This is a genomic window from Candidatus Woesearchaeota archaeon, from assembly GCA_016188115.1.
Classification (GTDB): Archaea; Nanobdellota; Nanobdellia; order Woesearchaeales; family GW2011-AR9; genus JACPIK01.
Map to the genome: position 1 here is coordinate 378,729 of JACPIK010000002.1, position 18,544 is coordinate 397,272.

10 protein-coding genes are annotated in these 18,544 nt (G+C 37.3%); 2 read left to right on the forward strand and 8 right to left on the reverse strand.

Annotated features, from left to right (window positions below):
- The first annotated feature begins 100 nt into the window (after window positions 1-100).
- Together HYV86_01975 and HYV86_01980 are read left to right on the forward strand one after the other, a co-directional pair.
- Window positions 101-5,839, forward strand: coding sequence for a right-handed parallel beta-helix repeat-containing protein (locus tag HYV86_01975; protein ID MBI2572603.1), 5,739 nt, complete (start codon window positions 101-103; stop codon window positions 5,837-5,839).
- A 115-nt stretch (window positions 5,840-5,954) separates the two neighbouring features.
- Window positions 5,955-6,176 carry a hypothetical protein gene (locus HYV86_01980; protein ID MBI2572604.1) on the forward strand — a complete coding sequence of 74 codons (222 nt, stop codon included), beginning with the start codon at window positions 5,955-5,957 and terminating at the stop codon, window positions 6,174-6,176.
- Between the two features lie 34 nt (window positions 6,177-6,210).
- On the opposite strand, the gene HYV86_01985 is transcribed toward HYV86_01980, so the two are convergent.
- The 8 genes from HYV86_01985 to metG form a co-directional block, all read right to left on the reverse strand.
- Window positions 6,211-6,393 (reverse strand): GNAT family N-acetyltransferase, encoded by a 183-nt coding sequence (locus HYV86_01985; GenBank protein ID MBI2572605.1) that lies wholly within the window; start codon window positions 6,391-6,393, stop codon window positions 6,211-6,213.
- A 241-nt stretch (window positions 6,394-6,634) separates the two neighbouring features.
- Entirely contained in the window at window positions 6,635-7,336 is a 702-nt protein-coding gene (locus HYV86_01990) for a 50S ribosomal protein L11 (protein MBI2572606.1), read from the reverse strand.
- Window positions 7,337-7,598: 262 nt separating this feature from the next.
- Window positions 7,599-7,898: a hypothetical protein gene (locus HYV86_01995; GenBank protein MBI2572607.1), complete on the reverse strand. Its 300-nt coding sequence runs from the start codon at window positions 7,896-7,898 to the stop codon at window positions 7,599-7,601.
- Window positions 7,899-8,031: 133 nt separating this feature from the next.
- Window positions 8,032-8,826 (reverse strand): hypothetical protein, encoded by a 795-nt coding sequence (locus HYV86_02000; protein ID MBI2572608.1) that lies wholly within the window; start codon window positions 8,824-8,826, stop codon window positions 8,032-8,034.
- A 9-nt stretch (window positions 8,827-8,835) separates the two neighbouring features.
- Window positions 8,836-10,713, reverse strand: coding sequence for a hypothetical protein (locus HYV86_02005; protein MBI2572609.1), 1,878 nt, complete (start codon window positions 10,711-10,713; stop codon window positions 8,836-8,838).
- A gap of 8 nt (window positions 10,714-10,721) precedes the next feature.
- A complete protein-coding gene (locus tag HYV86_02010) occupies window positions 10,722-14,045 on the reverse strand; it encodes a hypothetical protein (GenBank protein MBI2572610.1) in 3,324 nt (1,107 codons plus the stop codon).
- Window positions 14,042-16,354 (reverse strand): hypothetical protein, encoded by a 2,313-nt coding sequence (locus HYV86_02015; GenBank protein ID MBI2572611.1) that lies wholly within the window; start codon window positions 16,352-16,354, stop codon window positions 14,042-14,044. The genes HYV86_02010 and HYV86_02015 overlap by 4 nt, the downstream gene beginning before the upstream one ends.
- A gap of 66 nt (window positions 16,355-16,420) precedes the next feature.
- Complete coding sequence (gene metG, locus HYV86_02020) at window positions 16,421-18,526, reverse strand: methionine--tRNA ligase (GenBank protein ID MBI2572612.1); 2,106 nt, start codon at window positions 18,524-18,526, stop codon at window positions 16,421-16,423.
- Window positions 18,527-18,544 lie beyond the last annotated feature (18 nt).

Consider the following 18,544-nt stretch of genomic DNA (forward strand, 5'->3'; position numbering starts at 1 on the left):
GATATATAAACATTGTCTTTTTGACGTCTGTAAATAAGAAAAAGAACACCGGCCTAAAACAGAATGTTTATATATCTTAGAAAACTCAAATTACTCTTCCATGAAGAGGAAAAGAGGTTTAGATGCAATTTATGTAGTTTTAGCTGTAATTGCCCTGTTTACAATTACTTTTTTTCTTACTCAGAATGACACATTAACCGGAGCAGCGATTGTTGCTCCGGAATTTGGTATTAATCCTACTCTCGAACCCCAAATACCAACCCCCCCACCGCAACAGATACGAGCTGAACCTCAAAGCGAGAATTCTCTACGGGTCCAAGCAAACTGCGCCAGTTGGCCATGTAGTTGTGGAGATGACATCACTTCTTCAATAAACATGACGAGTGATTTGTTATGCGCAAGCTCAGGTAATGTCACTGCCCTTACACTTTGGAAAAATCATACAACATTTGATTGTAAAGGTAGAACTATCACATTTGACAACCCTACAACAGTAACCACTTATTATGGAATTGTTATTACCAATAATGCTACCAATATCACTGTCCAGAATTGTAATTTCCTCGGAAACGATTCGTATGGTGGAAGTGGATCTAGTACAAGTTTTAATATTGACATCCCATCAACAGGCGTAACCAACATTACTTTTTTGAATATTACTTCTAAAAATGCAAGTTATGGGATTGCACTTAACGGTGCACAAAATATCACCATTGTTAATTCCACATTTAATTATAATGACGCATATAATGTGTATAGTATAAATGATGCTGGAAACCATAGTATACTTAACTCTCGCTTAACAAATTCAGGATATGGAATATATCTCAGAGGGTTATTCGGTGGAACTGCGCCAAATAGTGGATCAGTTACCATTCAAAACAATGTTATTGGTAATAATAGTTATGGACTTGCTCTTTATGACGTTGCAAAACTAAATATAACCAACAACCAAATCACACAAAGTCTTAATGAAGCAATTAAGTTTGAATATTATCAACAGGGCTACATAACAGAAAACGTAATTGATTCAAATTACATAGAGAATAATACTATTGGAGTTAAAATATATGCCTCTTATGGTAACTTCATTCGAAATAACACCATTAACCGCAATACTCAATATGGATTATATTTACGCCCATGTCAAACTTGTGTTGCAAATGGTTTAATGTGGAATAATACCTTTACCAATAATAATCTCAGCAATAACACAGCACCATTTCATATTGATTTTGTTAGTACCCGCGTTCATGAGTATCAACAAGAGATCGATAATTCAAACACGGTTGATGGAAAAAACCTCCTCTACCTTTTCAACAAAAATCACACCGTTATTAATCAATCTAACAACACCGCATTTATCTACGCAGTGTATCTGCAAAATTTAACTATCGCCAACGTAAGTATCAACTCGAGTTACAGCAAACTAAAATATGGAATTTATACCGATCATATCTTTAACAGCCATTTCTCAAACATTTCGGTTATGAACGCAGAAGTAGGAATTAAATTGAGCCACACCAACTCCACTCAAATCCATTTTGCCAACATTAGCAACACCACGATAGGAGCAGAAATATATTACGGATATTATAATAATTTTACAAATAGCACGTTATACAATAATAGTTATGGTCTGCTCTTAAATCAAACAGTAGGAAACAACATTAGCAGAAATATTTTTATCAATAATTCTATTGGAAGTTTCTATGTAATAGCCGCATCATCAGATGAGTATAACCACACTTTTGAAACAAACAATATTGCTAATAATCGCAATATCTATTATTATTATCAACAAAACAACATTGTTCTAAGCGCAAGTTCAAATCCGGGAGTAATTTACATCATAAATAGTACAAATGCCCAAATTACTAATCTTGTAAGTAACGGCGAATATTATAACGCTTTTATCTTAAATTCAAGCAATATTTATCTTCGAAACTTCACCATTACTGACCCATTTATAGGGATTTTAGCAGCAAATGTAACTAATCTTACCATCCACGATGGGATTGTTAACTTTAATCAATCATTGAGTAACACATTTATGAATGATTATGACCCCTGGGGCATTAGTGTTAGCAATAGTTCAGGAACTAATCTTACATCAATACGCGTTTCAAGAGCAGAAAATGCTATCAAATTAGAGCTAAGCGCAAATTCTATACTAGAAAATATTAGTATTAATTATTCACAAATTTACCTCTCTTCACAAGCGATTTTAATTCGGGCTAACAACATAACTCTTCGTAATATCAGTATCCAAAATACAACATATGGGATCTATGTTGATGGTAGTGAATACAGAGACATATTTATCAATGCTTCAACATTTCAAAATACCATTGGAGTAAACTTACAAAACGGCCCACAAAATGTGGTCGTAGGAAATAGTACATTTAACAGCTCAGAAACATGCCTATCTGGATCAGCAAGTATCTCTTATAACACCTTTCAAAATTGCAGTACGGGGTATAGTGGAAGTGGTAATGTTACCAATAATACCTTTTTGTTTAATGGCATCGCGTTAAACGGCGCCCCAACAACAGCAAGAGATAATAATTTTACCTCTAATCAACAAGCAGTTGTTCTCTCATCAACAAACAGTTATTTTACTTCAAACTTTTATTATAACAATACGAAGTCCATTTCAATTCAAGCAAACCAAGCTCGATCTCACCATCTTTTTGAATTCGAACGCATTTATAATTCAGCATCAGCTCTTTATGACCAAGGAGTTGCATCAATCGGAAATATTTTCTTTGTGCAAGCAAACAAAAATAACACGTTTAGAAATGTGCTAATCGTAAACAGCACGCTAGACCTAAACATGTCCAATGGTGTCAATGGAGAATGGTGGAATTTGATCAACAGCAGTATCAACAACACCAAACTCGACACCGGAGCGCTGCATCGCAATTATGTAGTGTGGTATATTGATGTTAATGTCACAGACCAAAATGCGAATCCCCTTCAAGATGTAAATGTAAGCATCTTCTTAAGCAACGGAACACTCGACTCCAACAACCAAACTAATACTGCTGGTCTCTCACGACTAAGCTACACCGAATACTATCACCAAAATGACATCAGTTATGTTCTCACACCACAAACAATCAAAGTGATTAAAGGAAACTATTCACAAAACATTTCCATATTTAATTTCCGCAATCAAACCTATGCCCAAAAAAACTTTACTCTGCGCTTAGTCGAATGCGGAGGAAACATAACTACTAACTTTGAATTCGGTGCAGATTACAATTGCCAATTGCATGGATTTAATATTACATCAAACAACATCACCATAGATGGAAAAGGATATACTTTGCGAGGACAACGCAGTGGATTAGGAAACGGATTTAATGTTGAAAACAGAACCGGCGTGGAATTTGTAAATATACGAGTTCAAAATTTCACTAATGGATTCTTTTTAACCAGAACAAATCAATCCAATGTCAGCAACTCATTCGCTTTCAATAATAGCAAGGGTATTTTCTTAAATGAATCGGCAGATAATGGAATATATCATACTGATATTTACAACAATAGTGAAGCACAAGTCATAGCAACAAGCGATTTAGTCGCCACAAACAACCTTATTAATGTCACTACCAACCAAGTCAATTTTAGCGTTGCGAGTCAAGCAATACTTACATACCAATGGTTAGCATCAATTAATGTTACTATTGATGGATCAACGGCCCTCCCAGTAATTCAAGGAGCAAATGTTTCAGCGCTGCGCAATGATTCTTTTGCCATGGACACATCGCAGCTTACTGGAGCAGGAGGAGTTGCTCTGCTTCCAATCTCTTCATTCATTCAAAATTCATCCGGAAAAAATTACATTACGCCTCATTCTATTAATGTCAGTTTCTCTGTTAACGGCAATGTAAGTAAGAACTTTACCTCAATAAATGTTACTAACACAAATAACACAGTAATCGATCTTGAACTCTCACTTAACTGCGCAAGCCCCTACACAGGAAAGACAATCACCAGTGATGAAACTCTCTGCCCAGGGACATATACTGTTAAAGATATGTCCATACCTACGGGCGTCGCAGCATTAACCATAACCTGTCAAGGAACAACCTTCCTTGCCCCTACCACTGCAGACACAGCACTCACAATAGACAGCAGAGATAACCTAAAACTTACTGGAGGATGTTATTTTCAAAACTATGCCAGAGCCATTTATGCCACAAGTTCAGATAATTTCATTTTTAACAATCTTACATTTACTAATTGTAAATTAGATACAGGAGCAGGAGACACAGATGGTACCTGTGTTGAAATAGTTTCATCAAGCGGAGGAGTATTTGAAAATTTCACATTTACTAATTCTCGAATGTATGCAGTTGGAACAAATAATTTACAACTCCATAAAGGAACAATAGAAGACAATGAAAAAGCAGGGCTTGTTCTTGCTTCAAGTACGGGAGTCAATGTTACAAATATCACGTTTGACGATAATACAAAAGCGCTACGCCTTGATGGTAGCTTTGCAGATATATTAAACGCATCTACATTTGTTCATAACTCATTTTCTGATAGCAGTATTAATCATGTTATTTGGGGTATTGAAGGATCTGGTGCACCTGCAGCCAGCTCGATCGAAATTGCATTCAACCGTACTTTTGGCGCATTCAGCCAAGGAAACACCTATGATGATTATTGTAATAAAGGAACAGACTCCGATGGTGATGGATATGTTGATACAGGTTCAGCAGACGTCTACCCCTACAATGGAACAATCAGCACCAAAATTAATGCCCCTATCACTGATTATCATCCTAAATACCAAACATGTGTGACAGAAGTACAAGTAGGAAGCACTGGAAGCGGTGGTAGTGGAAGTTCAGGCGCAAGTGCAGGAGGTGGAGGAGCAGGTGGTGCAGCGAGCGGATCGGCGAGTAGTGGAGCAAGTTCTGGAACAAGTAGCTCTGCAGGAAAATCAACTGTTGCGAACGCCCAAGAAGCACGAGATTCACTTCAAGAAGTAAATGTTGTACAAGAAAGAACATCACTCGACACAACCCAAGTAGTATTCACCATTAAAAACACAGGAGATAAAGAAATCCATCTTACACCACAAATCGAACAAGACATTGATGACCCATTTATGATTGTTACACGTAAAACTCTTGGAGGAAAAGATTCGTTCCTGCATGATGCTACAGGCATTTCTTATGCTAAAAACACAATCTCGGGCGATCTGCTACGAGCAACCTTACTCAACCCTGAACAAATTGTTGTAAAACCCGGAGAAACTGTTGAAAAAGCAATTCAAGTAAAAGAAGGAATTGGCATTCCAAAACAACTCAAAATTCAGTTTACTACCTTTGACGAAACCGTCCTTGAAAAAGAAGTCTCTGTCACACGCGAATCAGTAAGTGGAAGTGCCATTGATGTAGATACACAAAATAATGTTTTTGATCTTTATGCAGTTATTTTCCCCGCAGACCTCTCTCAAAAAATAATCGAAAAACAAAATAATGGCATCACCGGAGCAGCAGTTACTAGAATTGATCCCAAGACACAAAATGGATATAATGTTGAAGTAACTATTCAAAAGAAACACCTAGATCTAAAAAGCAACCTACCATCAGGGTTTAATCTCGCAAAATATCTAATAGAAACAAATACGCAAGACCAAATTATTCTAAGCGAATTTTATGGACCATATATCCTTAAGAAAAAAGAAGGATTCGTTTTTGGACAACAATTTGAATATGATCCGGATAGAATTAATGGAGAATACGAGATTATTGCTACAATTTACCAAGAACAAACCCCTTTAATAACAAACATATTCCCAGTTCAGTTAGATTAAACTAGAAACCAAAAACGAATCAAATGAATCTATGCCAGAAAAGTAAAATTATTCAAAAACCAAATGTTTAAAAACGATAAAAAACTACAAACTACAAAAGAGGTGTAAAAAAGCGATGTTAGTATTTGGAATTGATATCCCATTAATTGAAATACTTTTAATATTTAGTATCATTATTTTCATCCTATTTGTTGAAGCAATTATCGTTATCGCCCTCTTAATGTCCCAACTTAACAAGATGAAAGGGCTCGCTAGCCTTCTGGATAGATTATCTGGAACAATTCTTGACGTAAAAAAAGCAGAATTAGACGAAATTGAAAAATTAAAAAGACGTTAGGAAGAAAATAACTAAACCAGTTTAGCTCCCACAATTAATTCTGAAACATACAAACGTGGAAATGAAAACCCCATTTCTTCCAAAATTTAATAGCCGAATCAAGAGAAAATAATTCCACTAACTCCGGTTTTTCAAGTTCTATAACATAATCCAAAAGAGCATTCGCAATACCTCGTTTACGCAACGTGCTTCCCACTGCAATATAATCAACATACAAAATAGGATCTTTGGATGAATAATCACTAAATGGAAAGAATCGAACAAGATCAGCTTGAGAAACAGAACCATCATAAGGGACATTCTGACCTAAATCAATTGCGGACTACGTCCGGAGTCTTAGACCCAACACCATTTCAAATAAACATCAATAACATAAACTCTCAAAAAAAGATATAGAAAAATAAAACTGAAAAAAGTAAGAGAAAAAACAAGAAACAAAAGAAAAAAACCTTATCGGTTTATTTTTTCTTCTCAGGAGGTACCAATTCATTAATGATTGAAATTGGAATACCTGCTTCAGCCATCGCTTTACGAGCTTTCTTAGGTTCTTTTTCAAGATCTTTAAGAATAGCTTTCGCTTTCGTTTCAAACTCAGTGCGACGTTTCTCAATATCTGCTTGAAGTCTTGTACGTTCAGCAGCAAGATGAGCTTTCTCTTCAGCGCTAACTTCGGTTTTTTGAGCTTTAATTTTAGCATCAAATTTACCTTCTTTAACTGCAACAAGAGCTTGTTGAGCAGACATACCCTCAACAAGAACACCCATAGATTGACATGTGCCAATAATTTCACGCACTTTCATAGTCAGATCTTTACCAAGTAAAGCATCCTGCTTAGTAAGCGCAATTTTGATAACCTGCTCAATAACTAAATCGGCAACTTGATCCGTTTTTGGATTTGATGCTCCTTTCTCAATACCTGCTTCTTTTTTAATAAGAGCAGCAGCGGGCGGAGTCCCAATTTCGATACTAAATTCTTTTGTTGATGTATCAACAATAACTTTAACGGGAACTTGCATTCCTTTAAGATCAGCGGTTTTCTTGTTAATTTCGGTAACAACTAAACCAATATTAACTCCCGTTGGACCTAGAGCAGGACCTAACGGTGGAGCTGCGGTAGCTTTACCGCCTTCAACCATAGTTTCAACAACTTGTTTTGCCATTGTAATTAATCACCTATTCAATAGTATAGAAATCCAGCGGAGTCATTCCGTTAAGTACTGGATTTCTAATAAGAAAACCAACCATCAAACACCAAAGGATTAAGTTGGTTTCCTATAATTTTGAAGCATTTTTGACCATGTTTTTGAAGCGAAATCATGACCAAGTAGAGTTGCATCATCTACTTAATGCGTAACAGAAGGGAAAACGAGAGGCTATTTATATAGTTTATGGGAGATTTGAGAATATGGAAGAAAACAGATTCTACCACTGCGATCCGCCATTATCCAATCTTAACGTGGAATCATATTGGAATGAAGTTCTTTGAGTAAGAACAGAGGGGTCACATACTAATTGATAAGCACTGCGTACTCCTCGTACTGGTTCACGTACTGCTTGATATCCTAAACTAGCAGCCACTGCGTAGGTATCTGGATTTGTAACAACAGTATGCGCAGCTCTTACAGCACTACGTGCAAATTTTGCTACATCAACAGCAGCAATAACAAAAGTACCTAAATCAGGAAGAGATCGTGTGGAAGTAAATCGTGGTGTAAAAGTCATGGAATCGAAAAAGCATATACGCTATATAAATATTTTGGTGAGTGAGAAATACTGGACATTAAAATTAAATCAAAATTAAAACAGAATTAGTCCAACACAATAATACAAAAATATACCTGAAAAAAGTAAAAAACTAATCTTTGAGGGTACACGAAAAATACCAGCGTAACCAAGTTAGGTATATAAAAAAGACAAAACCATTGATGAATAAAAGAGTATTTTGAGAGAGATAAACCAAATTGTGTGCTAAATACATAAACAAACTCAATACAGCCAACATTAAAAAGGCATAACAAAACAAAACACTCATCCGAGTCTTATTCTTAACTAGCAAAGATAGACCAAAAGAAATTCCTTCAAATACTTTCTTCTTTATAGTCAGTCCATACGCTACAGTAAAACCTAGGAGTAAAAAGAGGATAATAAATATAACCGAAACAATGGTACCACTTAGAGAAACAGCATTCTCACCCATGGACCGGAATATAACTGCAACCAATGATCTAATAATCGCAACTACAAACGTGTACACGAGAGCAAAAAAGAACATGGCTGCGCTTAGACCACACCACTTACTCCATTTCACATCATGAGCAAGTGTCTGCCAAATTTTTTTTCGAGTATAACTAAATAATAAATAACTTAGAATACTCAAAATTAACAGACAAACAGTAAAAATAACAATAAATGATTGAAGTTCAGAAGCAAATGCAGCAACTTGTTCGGTTGGACCATTAAGTAAATATTGTTGAAGCTGTTCAGTAGTTCTACCAGCAAAGAGAAATTCTGCTTTCGTTTGAGTATATACAAAAAAAAGATAGAATGCCAAAGCAATACTACCAATACCAAATCCTTCAAAGAGAATCGTTTCAAAAAACTGTTTCGTAAAATGGAATGAATCAACAAAGTGTGTTAAATTAGATTTCATCTTTACCCCTTATTCTAACATTACTCTTCTCGCATGCCCGCCCGAAACTGTCGCAGTAGGATCACTTCCTTCGCGTTCTTTTCCTGCTTCACCTTGTGTTGCCTCGACAATACTATTACAAATATCAGGAAGAGGTTCCGTTCCACTCAAACCAAGACTTGTGCTTTTAGTATGAGGTGCTTTAACCCACTCAATACAAATGTTATCAGTTCCTTTATAATCTTTAGTAGTATATACCGCAAACGATTCACCATCATGAGCCCCATTCTTAAGTTCAACAATAAAATCATTTCCCATTTCATCAGCATATAATGATCTTCCATTCACCGTGATTTTGAACTTAATAGCGACACCATTTTCATCAAGATACGGAGTAAGTACTTCATCCGAAGGTGCGGTCACACCCCAACTTATTTTATGCAGATAGCCTACAGCCGGTGCTTCATTAATTTTCCCTACCTCGTCTCTTCTATGACAAAATTGATCATCACCACAAACAAGACATGCTTTATTATCCTCACAAGGAAGACCTGGACAATAAAAGGGTTCATCTTCTACTGTTTCAGGATCAGTATTTATTTCACATAACAAAGGAATAGATCCTCCCACACGTTCCGCTTGAATCGATGCAACAGGTTGAAATGTACCAGAAGCTGTTTCAATAAAAGCGGCACCATCTGTTTGGAGATCTTGTGGTGCTTCATAACAAATTTCAGACTCCCAAAAACTCTCACTTAACACAGTTCCAGCAAACCATTTATCTACTTTATCAGCTTGCTCATTCCAATTCCAACCTAGAGCATTAGAAATGGCATTCCATCCTCCGGAACTTAATGCTGAAATAAGATTAGCCGTGACTTCTTGACCAGATAAATCCCGCCGCTTTACTTGAGCTAGTTCTTGCGCAATAGCTTGCTGTTTTTCTGCATCTTTTGCTTCTTTTACAGCCTGTACTTGATGTGCAAGCGCAGCTGCTTCAGCAGATACTAAACCAGGTAAATCACGTTGTTTATCAGATAGTTCCGACTCGAATTTAGTTTTATCCGCACCATTAGTTTTAGGATCTTTAATTTTATTTTCTAACTCTTGAATTGCAACTCTCTGATCCGAAACTGCTTTCGATGCCTGTGCTGTTGCTACTTGTAAAGATTCAACTCCTGCTTTCTTTTCAGCCACCACTAATTCAGCTAAAAATAAATCCTCTTGACGAGTAACTGTCTCTGCACTATACCCCTGCTGACGTAACTCACGCAATTTTTCAGCATTATCTCGTAACATTCTAAGATGCAAGAGTTCTTGCTTTTGAATCAAAGATGGATTTGAAGTTTTTTCTAACACTTCAATACGAGTATTTAGTTTAATTTTTTCATTTTCATAAGCATCATCATTCATAGAAAGAGAACCGATCCTACTCGATTCACCAATTACTCGTCTTCCATTATCAGATAGCTTAGACACCCTACTTTGATGCCTAATTTCTTCCACTCTCTGCTTGTAAAAACCATCTTCAAGCTCATCGATAGGATATCTAGTGTTACCACGATCATTTGAAAAACCAATAGGATTACCAAACTCATCTAAGTAAAACACAACCCCATTATCATGAGTGAACGTAAGTGCTTGATGACCAAGAGTCGATGCGCCTTTAATCTTAAAAGTATCCTCAACTTTATTATAACCATACTCTCCAATATTTAGAGGAGTTGAAGAAGGAGGAACTGGTTCACCATCATCTCCTACTTCACGTTCCCTTGATCCTCCTGCCGCTTCTCCCGCCACATTCCCGCCCCCTGTCCATCTCATCAAAAATAAAGCTGACACTAACACAACTATCGCAATGATGCCAACAATCATTGCTTTCTGTTTCGAAGTGTAGTTTTTCTTCATTATGTCACCTAAAAATAATCATCTTCATACTTTGAACAAACATCATAACTTATTCCTTCCCAGCGATCAACTAACCCAATAATAGAATCAATCGTATCAAATAAGGTAACAATAAATCCAGTATAGTTACAAACTGTTACTGCTGTTCCCGAGGTAGGACACAAGTAAGAACAAGTAAGAGTCGCAGCAGTTCGCACGAGACTAATAGGACTGCGTAAAAATGACGTAACTATATTCTTAATCGCCTCAAAAAATGCTGTGCCGGGAATAAATGTACTCACTAATTCACCCCAAACATATTTACATGCAAGCAAATCACCTATCTGTTTACAACTCTCAATTGTTGCAACACCCGCTGGAACACTTTCCTCTATACATTGTATTTCCATGCAACGAGTTTGACGGTATTTCTCCAGATTTTCTATAATACCTGGAATACAAAGCCCTAAACTTGAAACCCAAATATTATCATACAACGACTTTGCCTCGACAATGTTATTTCTCCCCGAAAAATCTCCATCTCCAACAACACCACTAGCAATAAACGCTTGCCCTTTCCAAGCATTATACACATTAAGAACACCCGATTGCCAATTTTTGTATATACTCCCAGGTGTTGGTTGCGGAGCACAATCTAAGATTTGAATAATAGGTGTTGTATATGCTAACGTCTCTTTAAGAGGAAATCCGGCCGCTTGCGCTGCCTCGCAAGTACCTATTCCAATAGGTTTTGTAAATACAGGAAACGCATACGCAATAGCATCACTTGAAGATGTAACAAACTCAAACATAATCATCACATTACGCAAAATGTTGATGATGCCTGTAAAGAAGCGAACATATTTTAGAATGTCTGCAAAAATACGCAATTTATCCGTAAGTTTGTAGATAACTTCATCTTTAATCTCATCGACCCTATCATCAATGTTTTCATCAATGCTTCCTAATGATGAAAAACCAAATGGCACACGCACCGTTACGTGTTGAGTTTCTGGCGCGACAATGGCATTTTTTCCAACTTTAGAAAATATTTTAAACGTGCAAGTATACGCCACATCCAGCGTTTTAAACTCATCTTGTTCTTCAACTTTTAATACTTCTTTTGCATCAAATGGATTAAACTCTAACAACAATGTAGGTGAAGAACTGGTACTTCCAACTAATAATGAACGTGAGATTTCAGGATAATTACTGCTAGTTACAACTGATTCTGCATCAAGAGGTTCGCTATCATCAGTCTCACCAGCTCGACCAGCAAGTGCCTGTGCACCACTTGGTCGCACGTGAGTTCCCGTTGGGAGTATTTCTTCTCCTTCTTTAGGCAGACATTCCTGAAATTCTAAGCCAACAACTTCTGCTTCTTGTTTAGTACTAAATGTAATTTTAAAAGGTATGCGTACAGCAGTTAATGCAACTGCATCAATATCAACAAATGCAATTTGAGGAGTAACGCTTTGTACTGCCCAAAAATCAGGATCTGTTTCATCTTCTTCAAGACCCAATAGCTCAAATGAAAATATTCCAGACCCACCCATACGCGCATTCTTCACCGTCTCAGGCCATTTGACAGCTTTATTCGCAGCCGTATCAAGAACTTGAACACTGACTTCAACTGATCGAACATACCCGCTACGAATAGGTTGCGAAACAATTTCACATTTCCATTTCAACTCGTCACGAACACACGCTTCTTGGTTTGCATTAAATACTGCAAACCCTTCAGCAGCATACGCAGTAGCAGGATACAATGTTGCAGCATCATTAACGGCATTATTCATATCAACAATAATAACTGGCGAACTCTCACTCTCAAGAATATCTAATTCAATTTTTAATTCATCTCGACTTTGGATATAATCCTTCGTGCCGACCTCACTTACACCAAAAAAAGCCACTCTCTCAATAACTGGCGCATCCGCATCGACAATGAGTTGAACAGGAACGACACTACCCTCATTACCCACATTATCTTGAAATGTGCTTAAACCAACAGTAACATCATCAGCACCTGCTTGAGCACGAATATTCCATCGACATTCAATACTTCCATCATCTAACGTAAGGCATTCTTGAGGAGCAACTGATCCACCCCCATTTGCTAAACCTTGGAATGACGCGCGAATACCTTCTTTTGTGATCCCTGCTCCTTCGTCATGAGCGCGAAGTAATAAAACAGTATCATCCGCAGTTTGAATAAACCCTGTGCCTTCAAACGTATTAACTGTGTTAAAATAATCTACTACGGGCGGAGTATTATCTAATGTAAACGATTGGGATAATGTTTGTGTTGCAGGATTTCCGCGTGCATCAGTAGCATCAACCGTAATCGAGATAGTACTTACAGGTTCAACAGTAACACCCTCCCAAGTACATCGCCACAGATCTTCCTGCTCAGGTACCTCAACACATTCCCGTTCACCTACAGGGATATTAGTAATCTGCTCAGAACGTACTTTTGCATTCACCGGACCATTCTTTTCAACAATATCAATGGTAAGTTTAGAATCAGAAACTGGTTGTGTTCCGACAAAAGAGCCTAGCTTAGTCAGATTAAATGATTGAATTGTTGGAGCAGCAAAATCATACTGCACCGCAACCGCATTACTTATTGTCTCATGTCCTAAATAATCAACAGCCCGAACTCGCAAACGAGTCCGACCTTCACCCGTAAGCGTAAAAAGAGCTTGACCTTCTACAACATCCGCAGGATAGCGAAACGTGCTGTCACCAGGTTCATCAAGAGTTTTTTCGTCAAGTATTTCTGAAGTATCTGCATTAATAATTTGAATTTGATGAATACCTACCGCATTTCCTTGCGGACGTTCGTCAACTGCAAAAGAAATATCTAATCTGTTTTGATTTTGCACTACCCGAAGATTTTTTACCTCTGGACCAGTACCATCAGCTTTAATAGAAACAATTTCAGATTCAGCTGTATCGGCAATACCTTCCTCATTAGTATAATCAAGCTCAACATTAAAAGGATAAGATCCTTCCCCAATACCATTTTGTAATTGATTAGAATAAGTACATACAATGCCTGCAGGACTTTGACCACATGATTGAAACGGTTCACGATTTCCTTCAATATTCATATGCACCGTTTCCGCTGTAACCTGCTCTGCCGTAATATCTCGAATCGTTGCCTCTACACTCCAGGTATCTGCTTCTGCATCAATAAAATTAGGAATCTGATCATCCCCTGTGTTTTTCGTTACCTGAACCGAGACTGCCATTGCGGATGCTGAATAGAAAGGAAGTGTCAATATCAAAAACATCATCAACAGTCCAATTCCTCTTTTTTGAAATGATTTAGTCTCTTTTTTCATCATCTAAACACCGGTTCTAAATCACGACGAAGTATAATGGAAACATTGTTAAGCTCGTTAATTACATTTAAATCTTCCATTATCCTATCTCTTTCTTCTACACCACCAAGATCATATGTGGAGATATAAAAATTAACCTGTTTGCTCCCATAAAGTTGATCTGGAGTAATAGTCAAATAAGTACTCTGTTCATCCCATCGGATTGAACCAATTTGAAACTCTTTTAATTGCATTGAATCAAGCGTAAAACAGCATCCATCAAGATCTCCGCAGAAAATTTTTTCTGTAAACCCATCATCACAGCGTTCTTCTTCAGGAATAGTTATCATTTGGTTTGTCGTAACTACGCCATCTACTTTATACACTCCAGGAACAAGACGAATAGCACTCACTTCAGATCCAGTAACACTTGCAACAGTAGTAAAATCATCTTGTGATACTTCATTATACAAATCACCGATCCTAGTAAGAATTATGGTTGCAGTTTGCGCATCAGTCAAAGTTCTAGTTGCACCAGGAAATACCCATGAGTGTCGCGAACGAACAAAATCAGGTTTATAGGATATTAATGGATCACCGCTAAATCCAAAAGGCTGTAAAGAAGGGCATCTTGAACCAATACACTTCACAAGTGGTTTCTGTTTAATAGAAATATTTATTTCTTTATAAGGATATAATTCCACAACTGGTGCAGATTCAGGACCAACAGCATATCCAATAACACCCGTTTTTTTCTTGTAAGAATAAGTATCTATAGGATAATAATTTGTCAAATAGCCCTCAAGAGTAAAGTCGACAATACCACCATATACTGCGGGATAATTTACTTCTAACTCACCTTCACTATCAGTTGAACCCATGTAACAATAATCTTGATCGGGTATTTGAAACCCTATTTGAACCGCATCAAGAGGATTACCAGTAGATGCATCAACAACTATTGAACGAAGAAGTTGTGTGTTTCGTTGTTGGGGATTACACGCTAAACTTGCTTTCCGAGAAACTAAAGGTGCTTCTACTTGGTTAAGGTATGCCGGTCGATTGTTAACAATTGTTCCTTCTAAAGAAAAAGCAAAATTATATCCTCTCCCTTCAAATGCATCTTCATCACGAATCGTGACTAAGACAGGATAACTAATATCATAAGTATTATAATAATTTTTAAATTGAAGATTAAATGGAATTAATCCTAATGGGTTTGAAAATTTATATCCTGCTGGTTGCACCATTTGTTGCCCTTCATTAATATCAAGATAAATATCCCAATCAAAATAGTCAAACCGCACTTCAAGACCCTTCGCACCAGTAAGAGGAAGAATCATATCATCAGAAGTGCGTTGATATAAACCACTTCTCGTTGAAGGTTCATATTGATACCTCTCAAAATTATCAGCGTCTAAAAATCGGATATTATTCACATTTGAAGAAAGTATCTGTTTGAATTGTTCTTTTACTTTAGATGTTTGCCATATCACCATTTCATCATCAAAAGCAGTTGCAGATGTTGGGGGAATTTTATTTTGATCTAACCCAGAATAAACTTGAAGTAAATTGAGAGCAATATTCTCCAGAAAAGGATGCTGTTGTTCAGTAATGGAAATATTATTCGCCAAATCATAATACTTTTTCAATGGCACCGGCAACGTAACAACAAACTGTTTAAAATCCCCTTCAGACTCGCCTTTTCGTAATCGCAGTGGCATCTCAACATTGACAACCACATCATTCTCACGAACCATCACCGTAGGAATTGGTGATTGTTTATCTACAATCTCAAAACCTTGAGACACGAACGGTTCATAATCCTGTAAGCAATCATCAAGCTGTTCAGAAACATACCGCCGCACCTGTGCTTCAACACTCATTCGATCATCTTGCTCATCAAAAAGAGCAGGACGTAGTGATGCAAGAGAAATTTTAGAATCAGCATTAGGCGCAGCATTATAATGCCAATACGGAATTTTGACGGATTCTAACGACAACCCATCAAACTCTGTTGGATTCGTTGAAGAAAATTCACCTACCAAATCAGGATAAATATAACCTCCCTGTTCACCAAGAATACGCACACCACGTTCCGCTACTTGACGCATACAACTCTCCGTATAAAGAGAAATAGGCTCAAATGCTTGGGGCGTACTCGAAACCAGAATAGTCTCTTCTACCTCTAATTCCGCTTGACCAGTTGAACTTGTAAAATACCATACAGCCCCAAAACCAAACAATAACAAAATTCCCACTATAATAAATATGGTTACTTGTCCTTTAGTACCTAGCGCAGGTAAAACATACCGCCTCTTTTTATCAAACATCTCTACACAAAAGCAAGTGAAGATGATATATAAAGGTTTGGATGGCACAATAGAGGAAGAAACTGCTTAGAATACGCCAGACCCATCTTTAATCCCCTTGACATACGCAGAACCCTTCAAGCAACCCACCTTCTTACCCTCAAAAATAACCTGTCCACCCTCAACAACCATCGGTGCTTTCTTGAAATCATCAGGTACAACCAGCCCAGAACTAACAGTAAACCCTTCTGGTACCAACTCATCCCCCACGACTCCACCTTCAACTCGTAAAAAGCAGATGTTTGAGCCATCATCCCCTGCAACAATCATACCTTCACTTAATTCGCCACGTAACTTCATTGGTTTCAAGTTCAGGCAGAATGCCACCGTTTGATTCTCAAATTCAGAACGAGCTTTTTGCTTCTTAAGAGCTGTAAGAACTTGCCGAATTCCTATCTTTGACCCAAAATTAACTTTAAGCATGAAGAGATGCTCAGCCCCCGGATGATCTTTAACTTCTTCAATATGACCTAAAACAAGATGATAGGGAAACATTTTTTGCTCAGGCACTTTCTCAATCTTCTCCACTAAATGACCTGGATCGACCACTGTTCCTTTCCAATCAAAGCGAATGTCTTTCCAATGCAACTGTTTCTCACCCAATGCCCCATAAATTTTCTGACTAAACTCAGGCAAGATCGGTGAAACAATGATTGCAAGCGTTCGCGCAATGTTAACACATAGACCTACGGCAGCAGCAATACTACTATCCAAAGTAGAGTCAACGCCTTTCCATTTCTTCCATGGTTCAGCTGCTTGAAAATACGCATTGCCCACATCAGAAATCCGCAAAATCGCTTTGAGAGCATTCTTGAAATCCTGTTGTGCATAATATCCCTTAACTTCTTCAATCATTAAATTTAACTTCAAAATAAGTTCCGAATTAACAGACACGCAGTCAATCTTACCATAATTCTTTGCCGCAAAACTCAACGTGCGATAACAGAAATTCCCCAAGTTCGCCATTAATACATTATTGTTAACCGCCTTAAACTCTTCAAAATTCAAATCTACATCTACGACACTACGATCAAGATGACTTGCATAATAAAAGCGTAATGCTTGCGCAGGAAAAATATCTAAAAACTGTTTTGCCGTAAAAAATGTACCTCGACTCTTGCTCATTTTCTGTCCATTCACGGTGATAAATCCATGCACAGTTAGTGTAGGAATAGGAACACCTACGCCCATCAACATCGCAGGCCAGAACAGAAAGTGAAAATACGCGATATCTTTCCCAATGAAATGCTGCACGTTGCCATTGTACCAATAGTCTTTCCAATCAAGACCTTGTTTATCACAATAATTCTTTGTTGAAGAGATATATCCTATTGGCGCATCTAACCACACATAGAAATATTTTGTTTCACCTGTTTCTTTTTTAGAATCAGGAATCGGAAATCCAAAATACGGTGCATCACGAGAAATACACCAATCTTCTAACCCATTTGTAATCCATTCACGCAACCAGTTCGCCACTTCAGGTTGGAGACCACTAGCATTATCATTAATCCAAGCAAGTAACCGATCAGAAAACAAACTTAACTTGAAAAAATAATGTAATTTTTGTGTTGGTACCGGTCTGCCATTACAAATAGTACAATAGGGATTAAGTAAATCTGCGCCTTTGAGAACTGCACTACATTTTTCACAAACATCCCCATACTGATCAACAGCATTGCACTTTGGACACGTTCCTTTGATAAATCGATCCGGCAAAGTCCGATCACAAGTGGAACAATACATCACTTGAATATTTTTAAGATAAATCAAATCTTTCTTTTTCAACTCTGTAAAAAAATATTCTGAAAGTTCTTTATTCTCAGACGAGTGGGTTTTGTAATAATTATCAAAATGAATCCCAAACGACGCAAAATCATGTTGATGATCTTTCCAAAAATGTTCCACAAAATCCTCTGGCTTCTTTCCTGCTTTTGCTGCATTTATTTCAATTGGTGTGCCATGCATATCTGAAGCACAGATATAAAGCACATCTTTCCCACTAAGCCGTAAGAAACGAGAATAAATATCTGCCTGTACGTATTCCAATAAATGTCCTATGTGAATTGGTCCATTGGCATACGGCAACGCCGCAGTAACCAAATATTTTGGTGAGTTTATTGATGACGACATAAGATGTAGCTGTTGACG

Coding starts and splice junctions, on each gene's coding strand:
- HYV86_02015 (MBI2572611.1), bottom strand. CDS start 16,354: ATGTTTGATAAAAAGAGGCGGTATGTTTTACCTGCGCTAGGTACTAAA.
- HYV86_02005 (MBI2572609.1), bottom strand. CDS start 10,713: ATGAAGAAAAACTACACTTCGAAACAGAAAGCAATGATTGTTGGCATC.
- HYV86_01975 (MBI2572603.1), top strand. CDS start 101: ATGAAGAGGAAAAGAGGTTTAGATGCAATTTATGTAGTTTTAGCTGTA.
- metG (MBI2572612.1), bottom strand. CDS start 18,526: ATGTCGTCATCAATAAACTCACCAAAATATTTGGTTACTGCGGCGTTG.
- HYV86_02010 (MBI2572610.1), bottom strand. CDS start 14,045: ATGATGAAAAAAGAGACTAAATCATTTCAAAAAAGAGGAATTGGACTG.
- HYV86_01995 (MBI2572607.1), bottom strand. CDS start 7,898: ATGACTTTTACACCACGATTTACTTCCACACGATCTCTTCCTGATTTA.
- HYV86_02000 (MBI2572608.1), bottom strand. CDS start 8,826: ATGAAATCTAATTTAACACACTTTGTTGATTCATTCCATTTTACGAAA.
- HYV86_01990 (MBI2572606.1), bottom strand. CDS start 7,336: ATGGCAAAACAAGTTGTTGAAACTATGGTTGAAGGCGGTAAAGCTACC.
- HYV86_01980 (MBI2572604.1), top strand. CDS start 5,955: ATGTTAGTATTTGGAATTGATATCCCATTAATTGAAATACTTTTAATA.